This is a genomic window from Microbacterium sp. CFSPD4_SD4 (assembly GCF_057364585.1).
Map to the genome: position 1 here is coordinate 49,615 of NZ_JBNFOC010000012.1, position 22,670 is coordinate 72,284.

The 22,670-nt window shown below is 72.7% G+C and carries 28 protein-coding genes and 2 pseudogenes; 21 read left to right on the top strand and 9 right to left on the bottom strand.

Annotated elements, in window-relative coordinates:
* The 8 genes from AC2W7E_RS14535 to flgN all read right to left on the bottom strand — a co-directional run bounded on the left by AC2W7E_RS14535 (position 1) and on the right by flgN (position 5,891).
* Positions 1–312, bottom strand: coding sequence for a hypothetical protein (locus tag AC2W7E_RS14535; protein WP_485989381.1), 312 nt, complete (start codon positions 310–312; stop codon positions 1–3).
* A gap of 165 nt (positions 313–477) precedes the next feature.
* Entirely contained in the window at positions 478–1,566 is a 1,089-nt protein-coding gene (tsaD, locus tag AC2W7E_RS14540; RefSeq protein ID WP_025104335.1) for a tRNA (adenosine(37)-N6)-threonylcarbamoyltransferase complex transferase subunit TsaD, read from the bottom strand.
* Positions 1,563–2,051 carry a ribosomal protein S18-alanine N-acetyltransferase gene (gene rimI / locus AC2W7E_RS14545; protein WP_485989382.1) on the bottom strand — a complete coding sequence of 163 codons (489 nt, stop codon included), beginning with the start codon at positions 2,049–2,051 and terminating at the stop codon, positions 1,563–1,565. The genes tsaD and rimI overlap by 4 nt, the downstream gene beginning before the upstream one ends.
* A complete protein-coding gene (tsaB, locus tag AC2W7E_RS14550; protein ID WP_025104337.1) occupies positions 2,048–2,665 on the bottom strand; it encodes a tRNA (adenosine(37)-N6)-threonylcarbamoyltransferase complex dimerization subunit type 1 TsaB in 618 nt (205 codons plus the stop codon). Before tsaB ends, rimI begins: the two co-directional genes overlap by 4 nt.
* Positions 2,666–2,722: 57 nt before the next feature.
* Complete coding sequence (locus AC2W7E_RS14555) at positions 2,723–3,094, bottom strand: flagellar assembly protein FliW (RefSeq protein WP_085605846.1); 372 nt, start codon at positions 3,092–3,094, stop codon at positions 2,723–2,725.
* Positions 3,091–3,972 carry a flagellar hook-associated protein FlgL gene (flgL, locus tag AC2W7E_RS14560; protein ID WP_060923324.1) on the bottom strand — a complete coding sequence of 294 codons (882 nt, stop codon included), beginning with the start codon at positions 3,970–3,972 and terminating at the stop codon, positions 3,091–3,093. Before flgL ends, AC2W7E_RS14555 begins: the two co-directional genes overlap by 4 nt.
* Before the next feature lie 13 nt (positions 3,973–3,985).
* Entirely contained in the window at positions 3,986–5,395 is a 1,410-nt protein-coding gene (gene flgK / locus AC2W7E_RS14565) for a flagellar hook-associated protein FlgK (protein WP_085605847.1), read from the bottom strand.
* 13 nt (positions 5,396–5,408) lie between these two features.
* The gene (gene flgN / locus AC2W7E_RS14570; protein ID WP_025104341.1) at positions 5,409–5,891 is read right to left on the bottom strand and encodes a flagellar export chaperone FlgN; all 483 of its coding nucleotides are present in this window, start codon (positions 5,889–5,891) and stop codon (positions 5,409–5,411) included.
* A gap of 218 nt (positions 5,892–6,109) precedes the next feature.
* Here flgN and AC2W7E_RS14575 point away from each other — a divergent pair, with 218 nt between their 5' ends.
* From AC2W7E_RS14575 to AC2W7E_RS14655, 17 genes and pseudogenes are all read left to right on the top strand, one after another.
* Positions 6,110–6,913: a sigma-70 family RNA polymerase sigma factor gene (locus tag AC2W7E_RS14575; RefSeq protein ID WP_025104342.1), complete on the top strand. Its 804-nt coding sequence runs from the start codon at positions 6,110–6,112 to the stop codon at positions 6,911–6,913.
* A gap of 81 nt (positions 6,914–6,994) precedes the next feature.
* Positions 6,995–7,825: a flagellin N-terminal helical domain-containing protein gene (locus AC2W7E_RS14580; RefSeq protein ID WP_025104343.1), complete on the top strand. Its 831-nt coding sequence runs from the start codon at positions 6,995–6,997 to the stop codon at positions 7,823–7,825.
* A gap of 151 nt (positions 7,826–7,976) precedes the next feature.
* Positions 7,977–8,384: pseudogene (locus AC2W7E_RS14585) on the top strand (flagellar cap protein FliD N-terminal domain-containing protein); the annotation flags it as partial.
* 392 nt (positions 8,385–8,776) lie between these two features.
* Positions 8,777–9,301, top strand: coding sequence for a flagellar filament capping protein FliD (gene fliD, locus AC2W7E_RS14590; RefSeq protein WP_485989393.1), 525 nt, complete (start codon positions 8,777–8,779; stop codon positions 9,299–9,301).
* 2 nt (positions 9,302–9,303) lie between these two features.
* Positions 9,304–9,690, top strand: a complete 387-nt coding sequence (fliS, locus tag AC2W7E_RS14595; protein WP_025104345.1) for a flagellar export chaperone FliS — start codon at positions 9,304–9,306, stop codon at positions 9,688–9,690.
* Complete coding sequence (locus AC2W7E_RS14600; protein WP_025104346.1) at positions 9,687–9,983, top strand: hypothetical protein; 297 nt, start codon at positions 9,687–9,689, stop codon at positions 9,981–9,983. The genes fliS and AC2W7E_RS14600 overlap by 4 nt, the downstream gene beginning before the upstream one ends.
* Before the next feature lie 112 nt (positions 9,984–10,095).
* Positions 10,096–10,437 (top strand): flagellar basal body rod protein FlgB, encoded by a 342-nt coding sequence (gene flgB, locus AC2W7E_RS14605; RefSeq protein WP_025104347.1) that lies wholly within the window; start codon positions 10,096–10,098, stop codon positions 10,435–10,437.
* Positions 10,434–10,829: a flagellar basal body rod protein FlgC gene (locus AC2W7E_RS14610; RefSeq protein ID WP_025104348.1), complete on the top strand. Its 396-nt coding sequence runs from the start codon at positions 10,434–10,436 to the stop codon at positions 10,827–10,829. The genes flgB and AC2W7E_RS14610 overlap by 4 nt, the downstream gene beginning before the upstream one ends.
* 41 nt (positions 10,830–10,870) lie before the next feature.
* Positions 10,871–11,131 carry a flagellar hook-basal body complex protein FliE gene (fliE, locus tag AC2W7E_RS14615; RefSeq protein ID WP_051582258.1) on the top strand — a complete coding sequence of 87 codons (261 nt, stop codon included), beginning with the start codon at positions 10,871–10,873 and terminating at the stop codon, positions 11,129–11,131.
* On the top strand, positions 11,131–12,753 hold the full coding sequence (fliF, locus tag AC2W7E_RS14620) for a flagellar basal-body MS-ring/collar protein FliF (protein ID WP_025104350.1): 1,623 nt from the start codon (positions 11,131–11,133) through the stop codon (positions 12,751–12,753). Before fliE ends, fliF begins: the two co-directional genes overlap by 1 nt.
* Positions 12,750–13,754, top strand: a complete 1,005-nt coding sequence (gene fliG / locus AC2W7E_RS14625) for a flagellar motor switch protein FliG (protein ID WP_025104351.1) — start codon at positions 12,750–12,752, stop codon at positions 13,752–13,754. The genes fliF and fliG overlap by 4 nt, the downstream gene beginning before the upstream one ends.
* Positions 13,744–14,352: a FliH/SctL family protein gene (locus tag AC2W7E_RS14630; RefSeq protein ID WP_485989383.1), complete on the top strand. Its 609-nt coding sequence runs from the start codon at positions 13,744–13,746 to the stop codon at positions 14,350–14,352. The genes fliG and AC2W7E_RS14630 overlap by 11 nt, the downstream gene beginning before the upstream one ends.
* A pseudogene (locus AC2W7E_RS14635) lies at positions 14,349–15,640 on the top strand (FliI/YscN family ATPase). Before AC2W7E_RS14630 ends, AC2W7E_RS14635 begins: the two are co-directional and overlap by 4 nt.
* Positions 15,637–16,059 carry a flagellar export protein FliJ gene (locus AC2W7E_RS14640; RefSeq protein WP_060923648.1) on the top strand — a complete coding sequence of 141 codons (423 nt, stop codon included), beginning with the start codon at positions 15,637–15,639 and terminating at the stop codon, positions 16,057–16,059. Before AC2W7E_RS14635 ends, AC2W7E_RS14640 begins: the two are co-directional and overlap by 4 nt.
* Positions 16,056–17,438 carry a flagellar hook-length control protein FliK gene (locus AC2W7E_RS14645; RefSeq protein WP_485989384.1) on the top strand — a complete coding sequence of 461 codons (1,383 nt, stop codon included), beginning with the start codon at positions 16,056–16,058 and terminating at the stop codon, positions 17,436–17,438. Before AC2W7E_RS14640 ends, AC2W7E_RS14645 begins: the two co-directional genes overlap by 4 nt.
* Positions 17,439–17,452: 14 nt before the next feature.
* Positions 17,453–17,911, top strand: coding sequence for a flagellar hook assembly protein FlgD (locus tag AC2W7E_RS14650; RefSeq protein WP_060923654.1), 459 nt, complete (start codon positions 17,453–17,455; stop codon positions 17,909–17,911).
* 25 nt (positions 17,912–17,936) lie between these two features.
* Positions 17,937–19,097, top strand: a complete 1,161-nt coding sequence (locus tag AC2W7E_RS14655) for a flagellar hook protein FlgE (protein ID WP_060923655.1) — start codon at positions 17,937–17,939, stop codon at positions 19,095–19,097.
* A gap of 94 nt (positions 19,098–19,191) precedes the next feature.
* Here AC2W7E_RS14655 and AC2W7E_RS14660 read toward each other — a convergent pair whose 3' ends face one another.
* Positions 19,192–20,565, bottom strand: a complete 1,374-nt coding sequence (locus tag AC2W7E_RS14660; protein ID WP_485989385.1) for a M23 family metallopeptidase — start codon at positions 20,563–20,565, stop codon at positions 19,192–19,194.
* A gap of 218 nt (positions 20,566–20,783) precedes the next feature.
* Here AC2W7E_RS14660 and AC2W7E_RS14665 point away from each other — a divergent pair, with 218 nt between their 5' ends.
* Genes AC2W7E_RS14665 through AC2W7E_RS14680 form a run of 4 tightly spaced genes read left to right on the top strand, consistent with a single transcriptional unit; the run spans position 20,784 to position 22,658 of the window.
* On the top strand, positions 20,784–20,876 hold the full coding sequence (locus tag AC2W7E_RS14665) for a flagellar FlbD family protein (RefSeq protein WP_485989386.1): 93 nt from the start codon (positions 20,784–20,786) through the stop codon (positions 20,874–20,876).
* The gene (locus tag AC2W7E_RS14670; RefSeq protein WP_485989387.1) at positions 20,873–21,037 is read left to right on the top strand and encodes a flagellar FlbD family protein; all 165 of its coding nucleotides are present in this window, start codon (positions 20,873–20,875) and stop codon (positions 21,035–21,037) included. Before AC2W7E_RS14665 ends, AC2W7E_RS14670 begins: the two co-directional genes overlap by 4 nt.
* Positions 21,037–21,852 carry a motility protein A gene (locus AC2W7E_RS14675; protein ID WP_025104360.1) on the top strand — a complete coding sequence of 272 codons (816 nt, stop codon included), beginning with the start codon at positions 21,037–21,039 and terminating at the stop codon, positions 21,850–21,852. The genes AC2W7E_RS14670 and AC2W7E_RS14675 overlap by 1 nt, the downstream gene beginning before the upstream one ends.
* Positions 21,849–22,658: an OmpA/MotB family protein gene (locus tag AC2W7E_RS14680; protein WP_025104361.1), complete on the top strand. Its 810-nt coding sequence runs from the start codon at positions 21,849–21,851 to the stop codon at positions 22,656–22,658. Before AC2W7E_RS14675 ends, AC2W7E_RS14680 begins: the two co-directional genes overlap by 4 nt.
* The last annotated feature ends 12 nt before the right edge of the window (positions 22,659–22,670 follow it).

Consider the following 22,670-nt stretch of genomic DNA (forward strand, 5'->3'; position numbering starts at 1 on the left):
CTAGCCGAGTCTCTCGAACTGCATCCCCGCCCAGACCAGCCAGCCGAGGCTGTACACGGTCGCGCACAGCCCCAGCACGAGCGCCCAGCGCGCGATCGCGCGGTTCTCGACGGGGCGGCGCAGCGACATGATGGCGGCGATCACGGCGACGACCGCGACCGGGATCCCCCAGCCCACGAAGAACGATGCGCCGAGCGCGACGATCGCCGCAAGCAGCGCCCACGGCGCCAGCCGCGTGTCGTCCACGGGCACGGGCTCGGACGCCGGCTCCCAGGCGTCCTCCTCCCCGTGGTCGAGGTCGGGCCCGCTCACGACCACGGGCTCGATGCCCACCGGGCCCGTGGGGAGCTTCGTGTAGCCCTCCCGCGGAGCTCCGGGAAGGCGCGCGGTCCCGGCCGGGCGCTCGACCTGCCCGCTCGCGCGCTCGACCGCGCGCGGGGGCGACCCCGTCCGGTTCCGGTTCCTGCGCGAGCCCGGTCACGCCGGCACCGCCTCCGCGACCTGGATCTCCGTGACCGGCAGCGTCGAGTCCGCGCCGAAGCCGAGGGTCGAGGCGGGACGCCCCGATGCGATGAGCTCGGCGGCGAGCGCGGCGATCATGGCGCCGTTGTCCGTGCAGAGGGACAGCGGCGGGATGCGCACGGTGACCCCGGCCTCGGCGGCCCTCGACAGCGCGACCTCGCGGAGCCGGCGATTCGCGATCACGCCGCCCCCGAGCAGCAGGCGCGGCACCCCGAGGTCGGCGCAGGCGTTGAGCGCCTTGGTGACGAGGACGTCGACGACGGCCTCCCGGAAGCTCGCGGCGACGTCGGCGATCGGCAGCTCGCGCGCGTCGGCGCCCGCGGCGGCGTTCTCCGCCTCGAAGCGCTCGACCCAGCGGGCGACAGCGGTCTTCAGCCCGGAGAACGAGAAGTCGTAGCGATGCTTCGCGAGGTCCGAGGCACGCGAGAGCCCGCGCGGGAAGCGGATCGCGTCCGGGTCTCCGCCGACCGCGGCCCGGTCGATCTCGGGGCCGCCGGGATACGGCAGGGACAGCAGCCGGGCGACCTTGTCGAACGCCTCGCCCGCGGCGTCGTCCACGGTCTCGCCGAGCAGCTCGACATCGGTCGTGAGGTCGCGCACGTGGAGCAGGGAGGTGTGGCCGCCGGAGACCAGCAGCGCGATCGTCGGGTACTCCAGCGGCGCCGCATCCGGGGTGAGGATGTCGGCCGCGATGTGACCCACGAGGTGGTTGACCGCATACAGCGGCTTGTCGAGGGCGACGGCGAGTCCCTTCGCCGCTCCCACGCCGACCATGAGCGCTCCGGCGAGGCCGGGGCCGCTCGTCACCGCCACCGCATCGAGGTCGGCGAGACGGACGTCGGCCTCGGCCAGGGCGGCGTCGATGGCCGGCTGCAGCGCCTCGAGGTGCGCGCGGGCGGCGACCTCCGGCACGACGCCGCCGTACCGGGCGTGCTCGTCCATGCTGGAGGCGATCGTGTTGGACAGCAGCGTGCGCCCCCGCACGATGCCGATGCCGGTCTCGTCGCAGCTCGTCTCGATGCCGAGCACCAGGGGCTCACTCATGCGGTCGCCTCCTCCGGCGTATCGGCGGGCGCCGGGTGGCGGCGCAGGTCCAGACGCATCACGATCGCGTCGACGTCGTCCGGCTGATAGTAACGGGGGCGCCTGCCGATCTCCTCGAAGCCCTCCGTGCGATACAGCCCCTCGGCCGCCGGGTTGTCGGCGCGCACCTCGAGGAACACCTCGTGCGCGCCCCGGGCGGCAGCCGTCCGCAGCAGGGCACGCAGCAGCGCGCGCCCGCGCCCCTGCCCCCGGACCTCGGCGAGGAGGGCGATGGTCTGGATGTCGGCGTCCGCGCCGCCCTGCAGGGCTCGGACCCCGCCGTAGCCGACGATCGCCCCGCCCTGCTCGTCGACGAGGTAGCGGCCGTGCGGGCTCGCCAGCTCGCTCGCGATGGTCTCCCGGCTCCACGCGTCGGTCGGGAACGAGCGCTCCTCGATGGCCATGATCGCGTCGAGGTCGTCCGGCCGCGCGTCCCGGAGCGTCATGCGCCCACCTTCTTCGGGGCACCGGGCAGGGTGACGTCCGGATGCCGCAGGTAGAGCGGCTCCTCGCCGGCGAGGACCCTGCCGGCGGCGAGCGCCCGCGCCCCCACCCGGGCGAGGTCGACCGCGGACAGCGTCGTCACGTCCACCCGGCGGAGGCCCGCGAGATGCTCGTCGGCGTCGGCGGCGCGCACGAGCACGGTGTCGGCGATCGTGCGCGGGATCCCGTCCTCGTCCTGCCCGTCGAACACGGTGACGGCGACCTCGCGGCGGCGGGCGTCGGTGACGACGGCGAACGGTCCGGTCACGGTGGCCTGGATCGTGAGCGCGGCCGCCGTGTGGCTGGGGACCGGGACGACGGGGACGCCGCGGCCGAGGGCGAACGCCCGCGCGGTCGCGATGCCGATGCGCAGCCCGGTGAACGGGCCGGGGCCCATTCCCGCCACGACGTGCGTGATGCCGTCGGACCCGCCCTCGCGGAGCACGTCGCGCACCAGGTCGCCGATCACCTCGGCGTGGCCCAGCGGGTCGGCGGTACCGGCCTCGGCACGACGCGTCCCGTCCGGGTCGATGAGGGCGACGGCGGTGCCAAGGGAGGTGTCGACGGCGAGGATCACCTCTCCAGGGTAGTCGTCACCCCGCCCGTCACGGCCGGCGATCCGACCCCGCACGGGTCAGCCCAGCGGCGCCCGCACGGGGTAGTCCTGGCCTTCGAGGATGACCTGCGCCGCCGCTCCCGTCGCCCGGTTCACGACGACCGGTGCCAGCAGGTTGACGCTGACGCCCTCGGCGGCGGGGTGGGCGACCACGAGCACGAAGGCGTCGTCCGCCGAGGAGAGAGCGAGGTCGGCGACCTGCGCGTCCGTGAGGGTCGGCGCGTACTCCGTGAGGACGGTGTTCGGGTCGACCAGGTAGAGCCGCAGGGCCTCGTCCTCGACCGCCCGCATCGCGAAGAGCCCGTCGGCGCCCTCGACCGGTGCGAGGGCGAAGTCCACATGGGGTGCCAGTCCGGGCGGCGGGGCCGTGAAGGTGAGCGCGGCGGTCATCGCAGGAAGTCCATCAGCGACGGCTGCAGCACGCGCGCGTTCACCGCGAGCGCCGAGCGGTACACGAGCTCCTGCGCCTGCAGGCGGATGAGCACCTCGACCGAGTCGACGTCCTCGACCGCGGCGCGGCGGGACTCGAGGGACACGGAATTCTGCACTGCCGCCTCCTTGGCGCGTTCGATCTGAGCCTGCCTGGTGCCGACCGCGCCCTGCACGCCCAGCATCGCCGTGCGGCGGTCGTCGATCTCCGCGAGCCGTGGTCCGACGTTGGTGCCGGAGCGGAGGTCGGCGACGATGCGGTCGACGAGGGCGAACACCGAGTCGTCGCCCGTGCCGAACACCGCCGCCCCGTCGGTGTCGACGCGGACGGCCGCCGCATCGGACACACGTCGCGTGACCTCGGAGCCGGCGACGCCGCTGTATGAGTAGTCGGCGGCGAAGGCCGCCGTGTCCGAGGTACCCGCGAACACGGACCGCCCGAGCAGCCGGGTGTTCGCCTGCGAGAGCAGCTCATCGCGGATGCCCTCCAGCTCCACCGCGAGGGCCTCCTTCGCCGCGGCGTCCAGCGCCCCGTCGTTCGCTCCCTGCGCGGTGAGGTCCCGCACCCGCGAGAGCAGCGAGGTGCTGGAGGTGATCGCCGTGTCGGCCGCGGTCACCCACGCCAGGCCGTCGTCGATGTTGCGCGCATACTGCTCGGTGCGGCGCTGCTCGGCGTGCAGGGCGAGGGCGGCAGCGGCCGCGGCCGGATCGTCCGAGGGCGCGGCGAACGCCTTCTGCGACGTGGCCTGCTCCTGCAGACGGGCGAGCTCGGAGAGGTTGGACTGCAGCTGGCGCATCGCCGTCTGCGTCATCGTGGTCTGGGTCACGCGAGAGATCATGGGGCTCCTCCGGTCAGCGTCCGACGACGCCCGTGCGGTTGATGAGGACGTCGAGGGCCTCGTCGACGGCGGTGAGCACGCGGGCCGCCGCCTGATAGGCGGTCTGGTACGTGAGGAGGCTGATCGTCTCCTCGTCGCCGTCCACGGCCGCGACCGACTGCTGGGCGCCGACGGCGCCGACCGCCGCCGCATCCGACGCCTTCGCACGCTGCACATCGGCCGCGGTGGACACGCCGAAGCGGGTCACCTGGTCGGTCCACAGCGCATCCGGAGAGGTCGCGCGCTGCCCGATCTGGGAGATGAGGTCGGCGTTGGTCGCGTCCTTGGAGCCCGCTCCGGGCGCGGCGAGGGCCAGGTCGGCCGCCGAGGTGACGGCCACCTGCAGCCCGAGCGCGGCGGAGCCGGTCGCCGGCAGCGTGAAGAAGTCGCCCCCGGGCTGTCCGGACGCCGTGACACCGGCGCGGTGCTGCGCGTTGAGCGACTCCGCCAGCGCCGTGGCCACCCGGTCGTAGGTGGCGGCGAGCTGTGCCAGCATCCCGCCGTCGGCGGCCGGGGCGAGCACCGCGAGCGAGCCGCCGAGCTCTCCGCCGTCGACCACGAGGGGAAGATCCGGGACCGACTCCCAGACCACGCCGACGCGGGGTGCGCCGTCGATCGTCGCCGCGCCGGTCAGGGCGAGGTGACGCGCGTCGCCCCCGGAGACCAGGGCGTTGCCGCCGAGGCGGACCGTGAGCGTGCCGTCCGCCTCCACGGTGGCGGTGCCGCCGGCGAGCCGGGCCACGTCCTCGGCGAGCAGATTGCGGCGGTCGGTGAGCTCGTTGGCCGAGCGGCCCGAGGCCAGAGCGTCGCGGATCTCGGTGTTCAGCACCGCGATCTGGTCGGCCGCGGCGTTGACCTGGCTGACGGTGCGCTCGGCCGTTCCCCGTGCGGCCGTCCACTGCGCGGCGACGGTGCGATAGCCGCCGGAGATGTGGGCGGCGAGCTCCTTCGCCGACTCCAGGATGCTCGCGGCCGCGGCCCCCGAGTCGGGGGTGTTGGCGAGATCCTGCCACCCCGCCCAGAAGTTCGTCAGCCGGTTCGCGAGGCCCTTGTCCGTCGGTTCCGCGAGCGCCGACTCGGCGGTCGTCGCGGCGAGCGCGCGGGTGGCCCAGTAGCCGGAGGCCCCGAGGGTGTCGCGGACCCGGGCGTCGAGCAGCGCGTCGCCGAGGCGGGACACCCCGTCGATGGAGACGCCGTGTCCGGGGAGCGCGCCCATGCTGAAGCGCCCCGTCTGCGCGACGGCGGCGATGGAGGAGGTCTCGACGCGCTGCCGCGTGTACCCCTCGGTCTTCTGGTTGGCGATGTTCTGCCCCACCACATCCATGCCCCGCCGCGCGGCGGCGAGGCCGCTGGCGGCGGTGGTCAGTCCACTGAAAGTCGACATGAATCCCTCTCGGTCACATCTCGGTGTCGATGATGCGGGCGGCATCCTCGCGGGCGCGGTCGCCGCGGGTGGTGTATTCGCCGCTCTCCTGGCCGAGAGCGGCGATGGTCTCCTGGGTGGCGCGGAGTACTCCGCTGAGCTGCTCCGCGGCGGCGTCGCGCATCTGCTCGACCTCCGCCGTCAGCTTCACGAGCGCGCGCATGTGGTCGGTGAAGACGTCGCCCCAGGCCCCGTCCGGGGCGTGCTCGATGAGCTGGCCGATCGTCGCGTCCTGAGGAGCCCCCCACTCCTCGGCGACGCCGGCGACCTCGACGGCCCTGGCCAGGCTCGCGGCGCGCAGGCGGTCGAGCACCTGATCGATCTCCCTGGCCGCGAACTGGATCCAGTGCGACCGGCCGGCGGCGAGCAGCAGCTGTTGCTCGTCGAGCTTGAAAAGCAGCATCTCGAGCAGCTCGCGCTCGCGCCAGAGCTGCATCGATAGTTCGTTGGCTCCCATGATCCCCTTGTCCCCAGCGATCCCCCGCCCCACGCAGGTGCGATCGGCCCGCCTGTTAACGGTTCATAAATCTCTATCGGCCACCGCGCCCCTAAGGTTACTATGTGGACTGGCGGCGGTTAGTGCTCCCCATGGACATATCCCGGACCTTGTGATATGACCATCTACCCCTCGCCATGGAGCTTCCGGAGTGCATCCAGAGAGGTGGATCATCCCCCATGTCGTCGCGCGCTGAGCGCAACCGCCTCGTCGAGGCCAACCTCCCCCTGGTCGGCTACCTCGCTGCAGACACCCATGCTCGGGCTACCCATATCCCCCGCGAAGAGCTCGCCGCCGTCGGCGCGCTCGCCCTCGTGACCGCCGCCGACGCCTACGACCCCGCGCTCGGCGTCCCGTTCGGCGCGTACGCCCGCCGCCGCATCCTCGGCGCGTTCGCCGACGAGATGCGCGCCATGGACTGGGCATCCCGCGGCATCCGCAAGCGCATCAAGGAGACCGTCGCCGTCCGCGACACCCTCACCGCCGCCCTCGGTCGAACGGCGACCGCCACCGAGATCGCCACCGCCATGGGCTCACCCAAGGAGGCGGTGGTGGAGGCCCTCGCCGACGCCGCGCGCACCGTCGCCCCGCTCGACGACCCCGCCACGCGGGACCTCGTCGCCGACATCCCTCTCCCCGAGGAGTCCGCGCTGGTCGGCGAGCGACGAGAGGTGCTCGAGCACGCCATCACCGCTCTCCCCGAGCGCATGCGGCGCATCGTCGTGGCCGTCTACGTCGAGGAGCGCCCCGTCAAGGAGATCGCCGAGGAGCTGGGCGTGACCCACTCGGCCGTCTCGCAGCAGCGGGCGGAGGCGGTGCGCCTGCTCCGCGACGCCCTGGACCGCTACTTCGCCGAGGGCGGCACAGAGACCACGACCACCACCCGCGTCTCGCCCGCCGCGCGGGATGCGTACTTCGGCCGCATCGCCGAGGCCGCCGGCGTCCGGATCGGTGAGGTCTTCCGCGCCGCCGCCCCCGCCTAACGCGTCCGCATCCTCCGCCGATAGGTGAGGGCAGGAGACCACGGATGGTCTCCTGCACAACACATCACGGAGGAAACCCTCATGGGTATGCAGATCAACACCAACGTGGGCGCGCTCAACGCCTACCGCAACCTGTCCAACACGCAGAACGACCTGTCGAAGTCGCTCGAGAAGCTCTCGAGCGGTCTGCGCATCAACCGCGCCGCGGACGACGCCGCCGGCCTCGCGATCTCCGAGGGCCTGCGTTCGCAGGTCAACGGCCTGAACGTCGCGGCTCGCAACGCCCAGGACGGCATCTCGGTCATCCAGACCGCGGAAGGCGCCCTGACCGAGGTGCACTCCATCCTGCAGCGCGTGCGCGACCTGACCGCTCAGGGTGCGAACGACTCGAACAACGCGAAGTCGCGCGAAGCGATCCAGACTGAGATCGGCGCCCTCGCCGACGAGCTCACCCGGATCGCCGACAGCACCAACTTCAACGGCATCAAGCTGCTCTCGGGCGGCACGACGCTGACGTTCCAGGTGGGTGCGGGCGCGGTCGCCGCCGAGGACCAGATCTCGGTCGGCCTGACCAACTTCGCCAACCTCGGCACCACCATCGAGACGCTCGCCGGCACCATGACCGACGCGGCATCGTACGGTGCGGCTCTGGCGGGCATCGACACGCAGATCCAGGCGGTCTCGACCGCACGTGCCGGCTACGGTGCGCTGCAGAACCGCTTCGAGTCGACCATCAACAGCCTCAACGTGTCGGCCGAGAACCTCGCCGCCGCCGAGAGCCGTATCCGCGACACCGACATGGCGTCCGAGATGGTCAAGTTCACGTCGGCGAACATCCTGTCGCAGGCGGGAACGGCCATGCTGGCCCAGGCCAACCAGGCCAACCAGGGCGTGCTCCAGCTGCTGCGCTGATCCGCGCCGCCGCACGGAATCACTCCGGGGGTCCGGGTGACGGCTTCGGCCGTCGCCCGGGCCCCGCCGCACACAGAAGGGAAGCCGCATGTCGCTCTCGCTCGACGGCCTCGTGTCGGGGCTCAAGACCACCGAGGTCATCAAGGCCCTCATGGACGTGCACGCCATCCCCCGCACGCTGCTCAAGGCCAAGATCGACGACAAGAACGTCGTCATGACGCAGCTGCGCACCCTCAACACGGCCGTGCAGAACCTCGCCGCCGCCGCCGAGAAGGCCGCAGCGCCCGGCGGTCTCGACCGCTTCACCGGCAGCGCGTCGTCCGAGTCGGTGAAGGTCGCCCTGCGCACCGGCGCGGCGCCCGTGTCGACCGACATCGTCGTCGACCGTCTCGCCCAGGCGCACACGGTGGTCTCCGCGTCCGCGAGCCGCTGGCCCGCCGACCCGCCCGTCCTGACGCTCGAGGACGCCACGGGGAAGCGCGTCCAGGTGCAGGCCGACTCGACGTCGATGCAGGACATCGCCCAGGCCATCAACGACGCCGACACCGGTGTCCTCGCCACGGCCGTCCCCGCCGGCAAGGATGCCGACGGCACCCCCGTCTACCGCCTGCAGCTCCGGGCCGAGGAGTCCGGAGAGGCAGGACGCTTCCGCGTCTACGCGGGCGACCTCGCCGCGGTGGCCGCCGGCACCGCCACGGACGTGTCCACGGAGCCGGGCGCCGCTGTCATCGCCACAGGCACGGATGCGCAGCTGCGCCTCTGGGCCGGCACGGCGGCCGAACAGGTCATCACCTCGTCCGGCAACACGTTCACCGATCTCTTCGAGGGCGTCGACGTGACGGTCTCCACCGTCTCGACGACCCCCGTCACGGTCACCGTCGCCGTCGACGCGAGGCCAGGACCAAGGCCTCCGGCGAGTTCATCGCCCTCCTCACGGACATCTTCACCCGCATCGACAACGGCTCGAAGGCGACGGTCGCCGCGGGACAGGGCGAGAAGACCACCCTCGGCGTCTTCACCGGCGACAGCACCATCCGCGGTCTGCGGACGGCCCTCGCCGACGCCGTGCAGCACCCCGTGGACGGCGTCTCGCCCTCCACGATCGGCATCTCGACCGACATGTACGGCAAGCTCACGTTCGACGAGGAGAAGTTCTCCGAGGCGCTGGCGAAGGACCCCGCGGCCGTCGGCGCGCTCTTCTCCGCGGTCGCGGCACGCGTGGAGCAGACGGCGACCTCGTACTCGGACAAGTACGACGGGCTGCTCACCTCGCGGATCACGGGTCAGGAGAGCGAGGTCAAGAGCCTCGGCGAGCAGATGGAGCGCTGGGACGTGCGCCTCGCGCAGCGCAAGGCGTCGCTGGAGCGCACGTACGCGCGCCTCGAGGTGATGCTGTCGCAGATGCAGTCGCAGTCGTCGTACCTCGCCTCCCAGATCAACGCGCTGCCGAGCAGCCGCTCCGGGTCGGACTCGTGAGCATGAACGCCGCCCTGCGTGCCCAGCAGCGGTACCGCGAGGACGCCATCCTGTCCGCCCCGCCGGAGCGCCTGGTCACGATGCTCTACGACCGGCTCCTGCTCGACATCGAACGCGCCGAGACGGCGCAGCGGGCGGCCGACTGGACCGAGGCCAACACCCAGCTCCAGCACGCGCAGGCGATCGTGGCCGAGCTGTCGTCGTCCCTCACCGACGACTGGAGCGGCAGCGCCGGGCTGCGCTCGCTGTACGTCTTCCTCTCGCAGACGCTGATCGGCGCCAACATCGGCCGCGATCCGGAGCGCACGCATGCCTGCCGCGAGCTCGTCGTGCCGCTGCGCGACGCCTGGCACGCCGCCGCCCTGGCCGTCGTGGAGGGCCGCGCATGACGGACGAGGACTGGGCCGCGCTGCTCGACCGGCTCGAAGCGGACGCCGACCGGATCATCGCCGCGCCGGCGGGAGCCGTCGAGGTGCACGACATCATCCCCTGGGCGCCGCCGTCCTCCCCGCTCCCCCCGCACCTGGCCGATCGCGCCCGTGCGGTGATCGACCGGCAGCACGCCGCCATGGAACGCGCCCGGTCGGAGCTCGAGGGGCTGCGGCAGCACCTCGGTGCCGTCCGGCGCGTGCCGGCACCCCGCTCTCCCGATGCCCCCGCCTACCTCGACGTGGACGGGTGAGGAACCCTCCTAACGAAACCGCACGGACGGCCGACAGTCCCCCGAGAGCACGGATGGCTCGCAAGACTCGGCCAGGGAACGGCCACTTCACCCACACACGGGGAGCCGGTTCGTGTTCGACTCTGTGACCATCACCGCACTGACCAGTGCGCTGAACGGCCTCTCGCTGCGCCAGCGAGCCATCGCCGACAACATCGCCAACATCAACACCCCCGACTACCACGCCAAGCGCGTGCAGTTCGAGGCCGCGCTCGCCGACTCGATCGCCGCCGGTGACGGGGACGTGTCCGCCACGGTCGGGACATCCCTCGAGCCGACACGGCTGAACGGCAACAACGTGAACCTCGACACCGAGACCCTCTCCAGCATCGACACCATGCTCCGCTATCAGTTCGCGACGCAGGCCGTGAACGGATCGTTCTCCTCGATGCGCACCGCGATGAGGACGTCATGACCTTCGACGCCATCGGGATCGCCGGCACGGGACTGACCGTGCACCGGAAGTGGCTCGACGCCATCAGCGACAACATCGCAAACATCAACACCGCGACGTCGACCGACGGCGCGGCGTTCCGGGCGCGCTACATCCTGGCGCAGACCAGCGACCAGTCCCCCGGGGTCTACGTCGCCGGGACCGTCCAGGGCGACGCCGAGGGCCGGCTCGTGCACCAGCCCGACCACCCGCTCGCCGACGCCGACGGCTACGTGCGCTACCCCGACATCGACCTGGGAGACCAGATGAGCCAGCTGATCCTCGCGCAGCGCGGATACCAGGCGAGCGCGGCGATCGTGGACCGCGCCCGCACCTCCTACGAGGCGGCGCTGCAGATCGGGCGGAACGCGTGAGCGCCGTCGCCGGCATCGAGGCCGTCGCCTCGTCCCTCGGCATGACCACCTCGCCCGTGACGGGTGCGAAGACCGGCGACGACACGGCCTTCGCGAACAGCGTCACCGGGGCGATCGACGAGCTGCGCTCGCTGCAGTCCGAGTCCGACACCCTGAAGGTCGCCGCCGTGACCGGCGACCTCGACGACATCCACGCCGCGATGATCGCCTCGTCGCGCGCCGCGGTCACCCTCGAACTCGTCGCCGCCGTCCGCAACAAGGGCGTCGACGCGTTCAACGAGATCATGCGGATGCAGGCCTGATGCCCCCGGCAGTGACCGGGGCGTTCCAGCGGATGCGGCGGGTGATCGCCGGATTCTCGCTCGCGCAGCGGACCATCGCCATCATCGGCATCGCCGTGCTCGCACTCGGCATCATCGCCCTGTCCAGCTGGCTCACCCGCCCCACGTACACACCGCTGTTCTCGGGGCTGAACGCCACGGACGCGAACGCCGTGGTGGAGCAGCTGCGCTCCGCCTCCGTCCCCTACGAGCTCGCCGACGGCGGCGCCACCGTGCTCGTCCCCGAGAAGGACGTCTACGACCAGCGGCTCGCGGCCGCGTCCGCCGGACTGCCGAGCGCCGGATCGGCCGGGTACTCGCTGCTCGACGACATGGGCGTCACCACGAGCGAGTTCCAGCAGTCGGTCACCTACAAGCGCGCGATCGAGGGCGAGCTCGCCGCCACGATCTCCGCGATCGACGGCGTCTCCGCGGCCTCCGTGCAGCTCGCGATCCCCGAGGAGAGCGTCTTCGTGTCGGAGACCGTCGACGCGACGGCCTCCGTGTTCGTGGAGACCGCCGGACGCACGACGCTCGACCAGAAGCAGGTCGAGGCCATCGTGCACCTCACCTCGGCCGCCGTCAGCGGCATGAAGCCGGAGAACGTGGCCGTCGTCGACCAGACCGGGCGGACGCTGTCGACCGTGGGCGGCGGGGCCACCGGCGGCCTCGACCAGCAGGCGAGCGACTACGAGGCCCGCGTGGCCGCGAGCGTGCAGCAGATGCTGGACACCGTGGTCGGCCCGGGCAACGCGACCGTGACGGTGGTCGCCGAGATCGACCGCTCGGTGAACGAACGCGTCGAGGAGACGTACACGCCGGCCGAGGGCGCACCCCCTCTCACCGAAGAGGTCCGCGAGCAGAACAGCAACGGCTCCACCTCCGAAGCCGGGGTCCTGGGTCCGGACAACATCGCCGTGCCGAACGGGAACGGCGACGGCACCTACCGGTCCTCCGAGGAGACGCGCACCAACGCGGTGAACAAGGCCACGGAGAGCACGTCCACCCCCGCCGGAAACCTGCTGCGGCAGTCGGTGTCGGTCGCCGTGGACGCCGGCGCGGGCGGAGACCTCAGCTCCGCGCAGCTCAGCGACCTCGTCGCCACCGCAGCCGGCATCGACCGCACCCGCGGCGACGAACTCGCCGTCGAGCTCGTCGCGTTCAGCCAGACGGACGCCGAGGCCGCCCAGGCCGCGCTGCAGGCGGCGAAGGAGGCCGAAGAGGGCGCCCGTCAGGCCGCGCTCCTGAACACCGTCATCATCGCCGCTGCCATCGCCATCCCGCTCATCGCCGCGATCACCGCGCTGATCATCCGGTCCCGACGGAAGGCGGCGGGTGTGGAGGAGTTCGACCAGCTCTTCGGTGACCGGCCCGCCGAGCTCGCCGCGCTCTCCGCCGACGCACCGACGGCCGTGCTGGAGGCGCCGACAACCCCGCTCGCCTTCCTCGAGCCGGTGCCGGATCTCGACCCGGACCCCGAGCCCGAGCCCGCGCAGATCAGCCTCGAGCGCCGCCGTGCCGAGATCGACGCCCTCACCCGGCAGGACCCGCAGCGCACGGCCGAGCTGCTGCGCACGCTCATCGACGACAGGTCACGGGCATGAGCGGACTCACCGATCGGCAGACGGCCGCCATCGTCCTCATGAACCTCGACCGCGCGCAGGCCGTCGAGGTCATGAAGCATCTCTCGGAGACCGAGGCCGAGGCCGTCGCCACCGAGATCATCGGGCTGCAGGACCTCGATGCGGAGACGACCGCCCAGGCGCTGGGACAGTTCCATCGCATCGCGGCCGGGCACCTGCCCCCGGCCCGCGGCGGGCGCGACATCGCCGCCGGGCTCCTGGAGGCCTCCTTCGGGTCGGAGCGGGCGGCCGCCGTGCTCGGCCGCGTGGGCTCCACGTCGATGAGCGCCTCGTTCGACTTCCTCGCCTCCGCCGACGCCGCCCATCTCGCCACGCTCCTGGACGGCGAGCTGCCGCAGACCGTCGCACTCGTGCTCGCGCACCTCCCCGCCGATCAGGCCGCCGCCGTGCTCGCCGCGCTGCCCGACCCCGCCCGGACCGACGTCGCGCAGGCCATCGCCACCATGGGCACCGCCTCCCAGGAGGCCATCGCCATCGTCGCCGACGCCCTCAAGGCGCGGACCGGCAGCCTCGCGTCGCGGGACAGCCCCGAGGTGCTCGGCGGCGTCGAGCCGCTCGTGGAGATCATCGGCCGCTCGGGGGCCACCATCGAGAAGGCCCTGCTGGCGAGCATCGAGGACCGCGACAGCGCCCTCGCGGAGGACATCCGCTCGCGCATGTTCACGTTCGCGGACATCGTCAAGCTCGACGACCGGGACACCCAGCGCGTGCTGCGGGGCATGGACATCCGGTCGCTGGCGCTGGCCCTCAAGGGCGCCCAGCAGCCGATCGTCGACCTCATCCGCCGCAACGTGTCCGAGCGCAACCGCGAGAACCTCGACGAGGAGGCCAGGTCGCTGGGCCCCGTGCGCGTCTCCCAGGTCGAGGAGGCGCGGGCCGAGATCGTCCGCACGATCCGGGCGCTGGAGGCCGCCGGGGACATCACCGTGCAGCGGGCCGACGAGGACGAGTATGTCTACTGACGCCTTCGCCCCCGCCGCGTTCCCCCGGCTCGGCGGCTCGGACCACCGCGGGGAGCAGGAGCGCGCGCGCCGCCGCGGGTACGCCGAGGGCCACGCCGCGGGCTTCCGGGCGGGCACGGCCGACGCCGAAGCCGCGCACCGCGCCGCCGCGGCCGAGCAGGCGGAGCGGGAGCGCCATCGCGCCGAGGAGATGGCCGCCGCGGTGGCGGCCCTGCACGCCGCGGCACGCTCCCTGGCGGAGCGGGAGGCGGAACTGGAGGCCGCCGCGACGACCCAGGTGCTCTCCCACGCGATCGACCTCGCGGAGCTCCTCCTCGCGGCCGAGCTGAGCGATGCGGGCACCGCGGCGGCCGCTGCGGCCCGCCGCGCCCTGAGCGCGACCGCGCCGGCCGCGGTACGCAGCCTCCGCGTCCATCCGGAGGATCTCCGGCTCCTCGCCGCGGAGACCGGAGACGACCTCGCCGCATTCCCGCTCGTCGCCGACGACACCCTCGCCCGCGGCGACGCCGTGGCCGTGCTCGCGCACGGCGTCATCGACGCGAGGGTCGAGACGGCGTTCGAGCGCGCGCGCCGCGCCCTCGCGGAGGGCACGCCGTGAGCTCCTGGGCGGCGGTGCTCGAGGCGGCGCGGCCGGAGCGCATCGGCGAGGTCTCCCAGGTGCGCGGACTCAGCGTGCAGGTGCGCGGGCTCGACGGCGCCATCGGGGACGTGGTGACGCTCGACGGCATCGACGCCGAGGTCGTGGCGACGGGCGAAGACGGGCTGCGCTGCATGCCGCTCGCCCCGGTCGCCGGACTCATCGTCGGCGCCCGGTGCGCGGCCGGGGCGGCCCGGTGCGCGTTCCCACCGGACGCGCGCTGCTGGGCCGGGTCCTGGACGGCCTCGGGCGTCCCATCGACGGCAAGGGTCCGCTCGCGGCGCCGCAGGTGAGCCTGGATCACGACACCCCCTCGATCATGGAGCGCGATCGCATCGACACCCCGCTCCCCCTCGGCGTGCGCGCGCTCGACACCCTCGTCAGCGTCGGCCGAGGTCAGCGCGTCGGCCTGTTCGCGGGATCGGGCGTGGGCAAGTCGTCGCTGCTGTCGATGATCGCGCGCGGCACCGAGGCCGAGGTCACCGTCATCGCCCTCGTCGGCGAGCGAGGCCGCGAGGTGCGCGAGTTCATCGAGGACGACCTGGGCCCGGAGGGACTCGCGCGCTCCGTCGTCGTCGTCTCCACCTCGGATCAGCCGGCGATGGCCCGCATCCGCGCCGCCTTCACCGCCACCCGCATCGCGGAGGCCTTCCGTGACGAGGGCGCACACGCCATCCTCATGATGGACTCGCTGACCAGGGTCGCCATGGCCCAGCGCGAGATCGGGCTCTCCGCGGGCGAGCCGCCGGCCACCCGCGGCTACCCGCCCTCCACCTTCTCCCTCCTCGCCGGGCTGCTGGAGCGCGCCGGCACCGACCGCACCGGCTCCATCACCGGCATCTACACCGTGCTCGTCGACGGCGACGACCACAACGAGCCCATCGCCGACACCGTCCGCTCGATCCTCGACGGCCACGTCGTGCTGGATCGCGCCCTCGCGCTCGCCGGTCATCACCCCGCGATCGACGTCCTCGGATCCGTCTCCCGCGTGGCCGGCAAGGTCACGAGCCGGGAGCGCCGCGACCACGCCGCCACCCTCCGTGCGGTGCTCGCGGCGCGACGCCGGGCGAACGACCTCATCGACATCGGCGCCTACCACGCCGGTGCCGACGCCCGCATCGACGCGGCGATCGCGCACGAGCGCGTCATCTCGGCGTTCCTCACCCAGCCGCTCGACGAGACGAGTCCGATCGAGGAGTCCTGGATGCGGCTGGAAAGCCTGGTCTCCGCCTTCGAGGGGGTGTCATGAGCAGAGGGTTCTCCCTCGCCGGTCTCCTGCGGGTGCGGGAGATCCAGGAACGCGCGGCGGCGCAGCGCCTGTCGCGCGCGGTCATCGACGCGCAGCACACCGAAGCCAGGGACCGGGTCCTGCGCGCACATCTGGCCGGCACCGATACGGAGGCCGTGGACGTGCGTGCGCTCGCCGCGCTCGCCGCAGCCCGCGTCTCCGGTCGCGCCCTGCTCGCCGATCTCACGGCGCTCGCCGACCTCCAACAGGAGACGGTCGCCGAGGCGCGGTCCGCGCACGCCGACGCCCGGCGCACTCTCCGCGGTCTCGAACGGCTCGCCGACGACCACGCGGAAGCAGTGCGGACGGCAGACCTGCGCGCAGAGCAGGCGGAACTGGACGAGATCGCCTCCCGATCGCGGACGGAGAACCCGGCATGACCGCCCTCGACCTCCTCGCGGCTCTGGACGTGCGCCCCGTGCGCCCCACAGCCCCGGTGCCCCGCGGCGCCCCCGGAGCCGCCACGTTCGCCGATGCCGTGCGTGATGCCGCGCGGAAGACGGAGCCGGCCGGCCCCGAGTCGCCCGAGGGGACCGCGGCCGACGCCGCCACCGGCAGCGACGGCACCACGGCAGCCGTTCCCGCCGGCGGTGCCGTCGCCACGCCGCCTCCGCTCCCCGCCCCGTCGTCCTCCGGGTCCGCGATCGCTCCGCCAGCGGTGCTGCCTGTCGCTCCGTCGGATGCCGACTCGACCGCGGTCCCGACGCCGCCGCACGGAGAGGACGCCCCGGCTCCTCCGTCTCCCGCGGTCCGGCCGCCCCGGCATCGACGCGCTCGCACTGCCCGCCAGCAACGGGCCAACCCTGCCCGCCATCGACGCGGCCGCCCCTGCGGCGACGTCTCCTCGTGCGGATGCGGTGCCCGCGGCGGCCGGCAGGGCGCCGGACGCCGCACCGATCGAGGCCGGAGCGGTCCGGTCGGCAGCCGCTCTCCCGTCGTCGGCTCCGACGACGGCGCCTCCGACGATCGAAGCGGTCGTGCCGTCCCCGCCCGCCTCGTCCGTCGACGCAGCGGCGGGTGCGCGCGCCGGCGCCGACGGCGGGACGAGCACGGGGTCGGAAGGCCGGATGTCCCGCCTCGCCGGTCCGGCGCCGGACGGAGCGACGGCCACGCTCGAGCCCCCGACCGAGGCCACGACCGTCCCCGAGACCTCCTCCCAGCCCCCGACACCCTCGGCCCCCGCGCCGGTCACCGCCGCGCCGGCGGGCCCGACGAGCATCGACCCGGTCGCGGCCGGTCCGCCACCACGCCGAGCCCGGTCGCCGCCACGGCCACCGCCCCCGTCGCGCCGCCGAGCACCGTCCCCGCGCCGGTCCGCCCGGCCCTGCTCCCCCAGGTGGCGGCCCCGGTGCTGTCCTTGGCCCAAGCCCCCGACGGCGACCACCGGATCACGCTCACCGTCTCGCCGGAGAACCTCGGTCCCGTCACCGTGCGGGCCCACATCGCCGGCTCCACCCTCCGCATCGAGCTGCAGGCCCCGAGCGAGATCGGCAGGGACGCCCTCCGCGCTCTCCTCGTCGATCTCCGCCGGGACCTCGCGGTCGCCGCGCCGCACGCCACCCTCAGCCTCAGCACCGGGGACGGCTCGTCCTCCTCGCCCCAGCACGGCGCGACGACGCACGGCCAGACCGGGAACGGTGACCAGGACACCCCGCGCCCGCAGCCCGTCCCGCGTCCCCCGACCTCGGCACCGGCCGCATCCCCGCCCCCGCCCGCACCGCCCGCCGCGCCCACCGGCGGCATCGACGTCTACGCCTGACCAGAGAGGACTCCATGACCACGGTCGACTCCATCACCGGCACCCTGCCCCCGGGTGCCACGCCGACGTCCGGTGTGCAGACCGGCAGCACGACGCCGGCGACCGAGCGCAAGAAGACCCTCGACTCCGAGGTGTTCCTCAAGCTGCTCGTGACCCAGCTCACCAACCAGGATCCGAGCTCGCCGATGAACACCAACGAGATGATCTCGCAGACCACGCAGCTGGCATCCATGGAGCAGCTGACGGCGCTCGCCTCGACGAGCACCGAGAGCTTCGCCCTCAGCATGCGGCAGACCGCCGCCGCCCTCCTCGGGCAGGAGGCCCAGTACGTCGACGCCGACGGCATCACCCAGAAGGGCATCGTCACCGCGGTCTCGTATGCGGGTGCCATCCCCACCGTGACCATCGGCGAGAAGTCGATCCCCCTCGACGCCGTCTCCGGCGTCTCCCTCGTCCCCGGCACCGCTGCCTGACCCCGCTCCCCAGAAAGGCACCACCATGCTCCGTTCCCTGTTCTCCGGAATCTCCGGACTCCGCTCGCACCAGACCATGCTCGACGTCACGGGCAACAACATCGCCAACGTCAACACGACCGGCTTCAAGGCGTCCTCCGTGCAGTTCCAGGACTCCCTCTCGCAGCTCCTGCGCAACTCGATGCTGCCGCAGCAGGCGACCGGCGGACAGAACCCCGCCCAGGTCGGGCTGGGTGTGCAGGTCGCCGGCATCAGCACCAACTTCGCCGGAGGCGCCCCGCAGCCGACCGGCGTGCCCACCGACCTGATGATCTCGGGCGACGGCTTCTTCGTCGTCCGCTCCGGCGGCGAGACCCTCTACACCCGCAACGGCGGCTTCACCTTCGATGCGAGCGGTCGTCTCGTCGGCGCCGGCGGGGCCCTCGTCCAGGGCTGGACCGCCCGCAACGGGGCCATCGTCCCCGGTCAGGGCATCGGCGACATCACCCTCCCCGTGGGCGCCCTCAGCCCGGCCGCCGCCACCACCACGGCACGGGCCACCGGCAACCTGCCCTCCGGCGCCGCGGTCGGCGAGACGCTCGTGCGCGACATCAAGACGTACGGCGCCGACGGCTCCGCGTCCACCCTGCGCCTGACGTTCACGCGCAGCGCGACCGGGTGGGACGTCACCGACGGGGCGGGTGCGAGCACCGCACTGACCTTCACCGACGGCGTGCAGAACGGCGCCGGCAGCATCGTGTCGGGCGGCGTCACCGTCGACCTGTCCGGTGTGACCGGCTTCGCCGACGTCAGCGACATCGCGATCAAGGAGCAGAACGGCAAGCCGGCCGGCACGCTGAGCTCCTACGCGCTGACCAACGACGGCAGCCTCGTCGGCACGTTCAGCAACGGCGACACCCAGGTGCTGGCCCGCATCGCGCTGGCCGGGTTCGTGAACCCCGGGGGCCTGGAGAAGGTCGGCTCCTCGCAGTTCCGTCCGAGCGGCAACTCCGGTCAGGCCGAGCTCGGACAGCCGGGCACCGGCGGTCTCGGGGGCATCATCAGTGGCGCACTCGAGATGTCGAACGTCGACCTCTCGCAGGAGTTCACCAACCTCATCGTCGCTCAGCGCGGCTTCCAGGCAAACGCCCGCATCATCACCACGAGCGACGAGGTGCTGCAGGAGCTCACGAACCTCAAGCGCTGAGCCCTTCCCGCGAGACCCCGTCTTCGCGTCGAGGCCCCGCCGTATTCACGTGGATACGGCGGGGCCTCGGCGCGTAACCGGGGTTTCGGCAGGGTCAGACGTAGATGCCGCGCTGCTCCATGAAGCGCACGGGGTTCGTGTACCCGCCGTTGATGTAGACCTCGAAATGCAGGTGGCAGCCGAACGAGCGGCCGGTATCGCCGGCATACGCGATGACCTGACCCGCCCGCACCCACTGGCCGCTGCGCACGTTGATGCCGCCCGGCTTGATGTGGGCGTACCCGGTGCTGATGCCGCCGCCGTGCTGGATGCGGATGTAGTTGCCGTAGTTCCCGTTCGGTCCCGCGTAGTCGACCGTGCCGGAGTTGGCGGCGTAGATCGCGGCACCACAGCCGTTGGCGAGATCCGCACCGTAATGGAAGCTCGACGAACATCCCTGAGGACCGCAGATGGGGGTGCGCGGGCCGTAGCTCGAGCTGCGTGCGCCGCCGTGCGGACGTACCCATCCGCCGCTGCCCGCTGAGCCACCGCCACCGCCACCACCGCCGCCGCCGCTCGTCCCGCGGCCGGCCGCTGCGGCAGCCGCGGCCGCCGCAGCGGCCTCGCGCTTGCGGCGGGCTTCCTCTTCCCGTCGGCGCTTCTCGACGCCCGCCTGATACCCCGCGACCGTCTTCGTCGTGGTGTCCTTGAGCGCGGCCAGCTGGGCCTTGAGGGTCTCGAGGTTCGCCGCCTGCTCGTCGAGCGCCGCCTGCGCGGCGTCCGCCGCCTGCTGCGCCGCGACCATCTTCTGCTCGGCGACCTGCTGCAGGCGGTCACGCTCGTCCCGAGCGACGTCGGCCTGAGCGGTCAGCGCCTGGGCGGTGTCGCGCGCCGAGACGGCGTTGTCGTAGGTCGTCTGGTTGTACTCGAGGAATTTGTTCATCGTGCCGAGGCGCGACAGCAGCTCGTCGGCGTTGGCACCCGACCCCGCGAAGAACAGCTCCAGGGCGGTGTCGTCCCCGCCGCTGCGATAGAGCTGGGCGGCGATCTGACCGGCCTTCTTCGCGGTCTCGTCGGCGAGCGCCGCCTGCTCATCGGCCTGAGCCTGCAGCGTCTCCGCCTCCGTGATCGCCGCGAAGTACGCCTGCTGCGCCTCATAGAACTCATCCGACGCGACCTGCGCGGCCGCCTGGGTCTCGGCGACCTTGCGCTCGAGCGACTGGATCAGCCCCTGGATCCGGGTGACCTCGCCGGCCTTGGCCGCCTCGTTGTTCTTCGCGCGCTGCACGTCGTCCCAGCTCGGGTACGACGCGGCATGCGCGGCCGTGACCCCCGAACCGACGCCGAAGGCGGCGAGCGCGACGACGCCCAGCGCGCCGATCCCGAAGGCATGGCGCCGGCTGACCGGCTGGTTCCACAGCGCGCCCCGTTCGGCAGGGGTCGGCGCGCAGCCGCACTCCTCGGCCGCCGTCGCCGCGGCCTTCTCCACGTTCCGATCCCGCACAAGGCTCCCTTCGCCCGCTGCTCATCGTCCCCCGCCCCTGGTCCCTATCGGCGACGACGCGCCCGCCGTGAGAAAGATCCCCGCTCGGTCCGACCCCGCGCTAACGCGCCGCAGCACCCGGCCGACAGTCCTCTCCGACAGCCCAGGACGGGCCGTCGGTTCCCCGCTCTCGGGCGGGGCGAGCTTTTTCCAGGATGGAGCCCATGATCGTCCTCACGCGCCTGAACCGTTCCCGGTTCGCGGTGAACCCCGACCTGATCGAACGTGTCCAGGCCACGCCGGACACGACGATATGATGGTCGACGGCGCGACCTTCGTCGTCACGGAGACGATGGACGACGTGATCGCCCGGATCACCCGCTTCCGCGCCGGGATCCTCGCGACCGCGGCCGCACTGGTCGCGGCCGGCGACGAGGTCGGCGCTCCCGCCGTATCCGTCACGGGAGGGGACGCCTGATGGATCCGTCTCTCATCCTCGGGCTCGTCCTCGCGTTCGGCGCCCTCATCGCCATGATCAACCTGGAGGGCGCGACGATCGGGTCGCTCCTCCTGCCCGCGCCGATGGTGCTCGTCTTCGGCGCCACGATCGCGGTCGGGCTGGCCAGCGGCACGCTGCGCGACGCCCTGCACGCCGTGAAGTCCCTCCCCCGCGCGTTCCGCGGGGAGCGCCGCACCGCGCAGAGCACCATCGACACGGTCGTCGGCTACGCGGAGAAGGCCCGCGCCGAAGGGCTCCTGGCGCTGGAGCAAGGGCTGGACGAGGAGAAGGATCCGTTCCTGCGGCAGGCCCTGCAGAGCATCGCCGACGGGACCGACGCGGAAGACCTCCGCGTACTGCTCGAGGACGAGCTGTCGTCCACGGCCGCCCGGAACCGTACCGCCTCCCGCTTCTACATGACCCTCGGCGGCTTCGCCCCGACGGTCGGCATCATCGGCACGGTCGTCTCCCTCACCCACGTGCTGGAGAAGCTCGACAAGCCGGACACGCTCGGACCCATGATCGCCGCCGCCTTCGTCGCCACGCTGTGGGGCCTGCTGTCGGCGAACTTCATCTGGCTCCCGATCGGCGGCCGCCTGCAGCGTCTGGGCGAGCTGGAGCTCGAGCGCATGACGGTGCTCATGGAGGGCATGCTCGCCGTCCAGGCCGGCGCCGCCCCCGCGCACGTCCGCGAGCGCCTGAGCGCGCTCGTCTCCGACCGTTCCCCCGGCCGCTCCCGCCGCCGCGAGCAGCCGGCGGAGGCGGCGGCCGAGCACGAGGACCTCTTCTCATGAGCGTGCGCACCCGACGCCGCGTCCAGGAGTCCGAGCACAGCGGGCCGGACGAGCGCTGGATGGCGTCCTACCTCGACATGGTGACGGTGCTGATGTGCATGTTCATCGTGCTCTTCGCCATGTCGACCGTCGACCAGGAGAAGTTCGAGGCCCTGAGCGCGTCCCTCGCGACCGGCTTCGGCCAGGAGCCCTCCGACGACATCGACGTGACCAGCGGCGTCGTCGTGCCGCCCGAGCTCGTGGACGACGAGGGCGAGGACTTCGCCGACACCGGGCTGGAGGCCGCGCAGCGCGAGTTCGACGAGCTCTCCGCCCTCCGCGAGCGCCTGCGCCAGGTGCTGGCGGACCGGGGGCTCGAAGCCGACGTCACCTTCACGATCGACGAGCGCGGTCTGACCATCGGACTCGTGAGCGCGGAGACCTTCTTCACCACCAACAGCACGGACCTCAGCCCGGCCGCGACGCAGGTGCTCGATGCGCTCGGATCGGTCCTCGTCTCGGCCCCCAACGAGATCTCGGTGGAGGGGCACGCGGACGCCCGCGGCTCGGTCGCCCCCTTCCCGACCAACTGGGAGCTCTCCGCCGGGCGCTCCACGCAGGTGCTGCGCTACCTCGTGGAGGCCGCCGGCCTGCCCCCTGCCCACCTCAAGTCCGTCGGGTTCGGCGACACCCGCCCGGTCGCCGCCGGCAGCACGCCGGAGCAGCTCGCGGAGAACCGCCGGGTGGACATCGTCATCCTCTCCGATGCCAGCGAGGAGGTGCGAGCGCTGATCCCGGCCGCGGGTGCCGCGCAGACCTCCCCCTGACCCGTCCCTAAC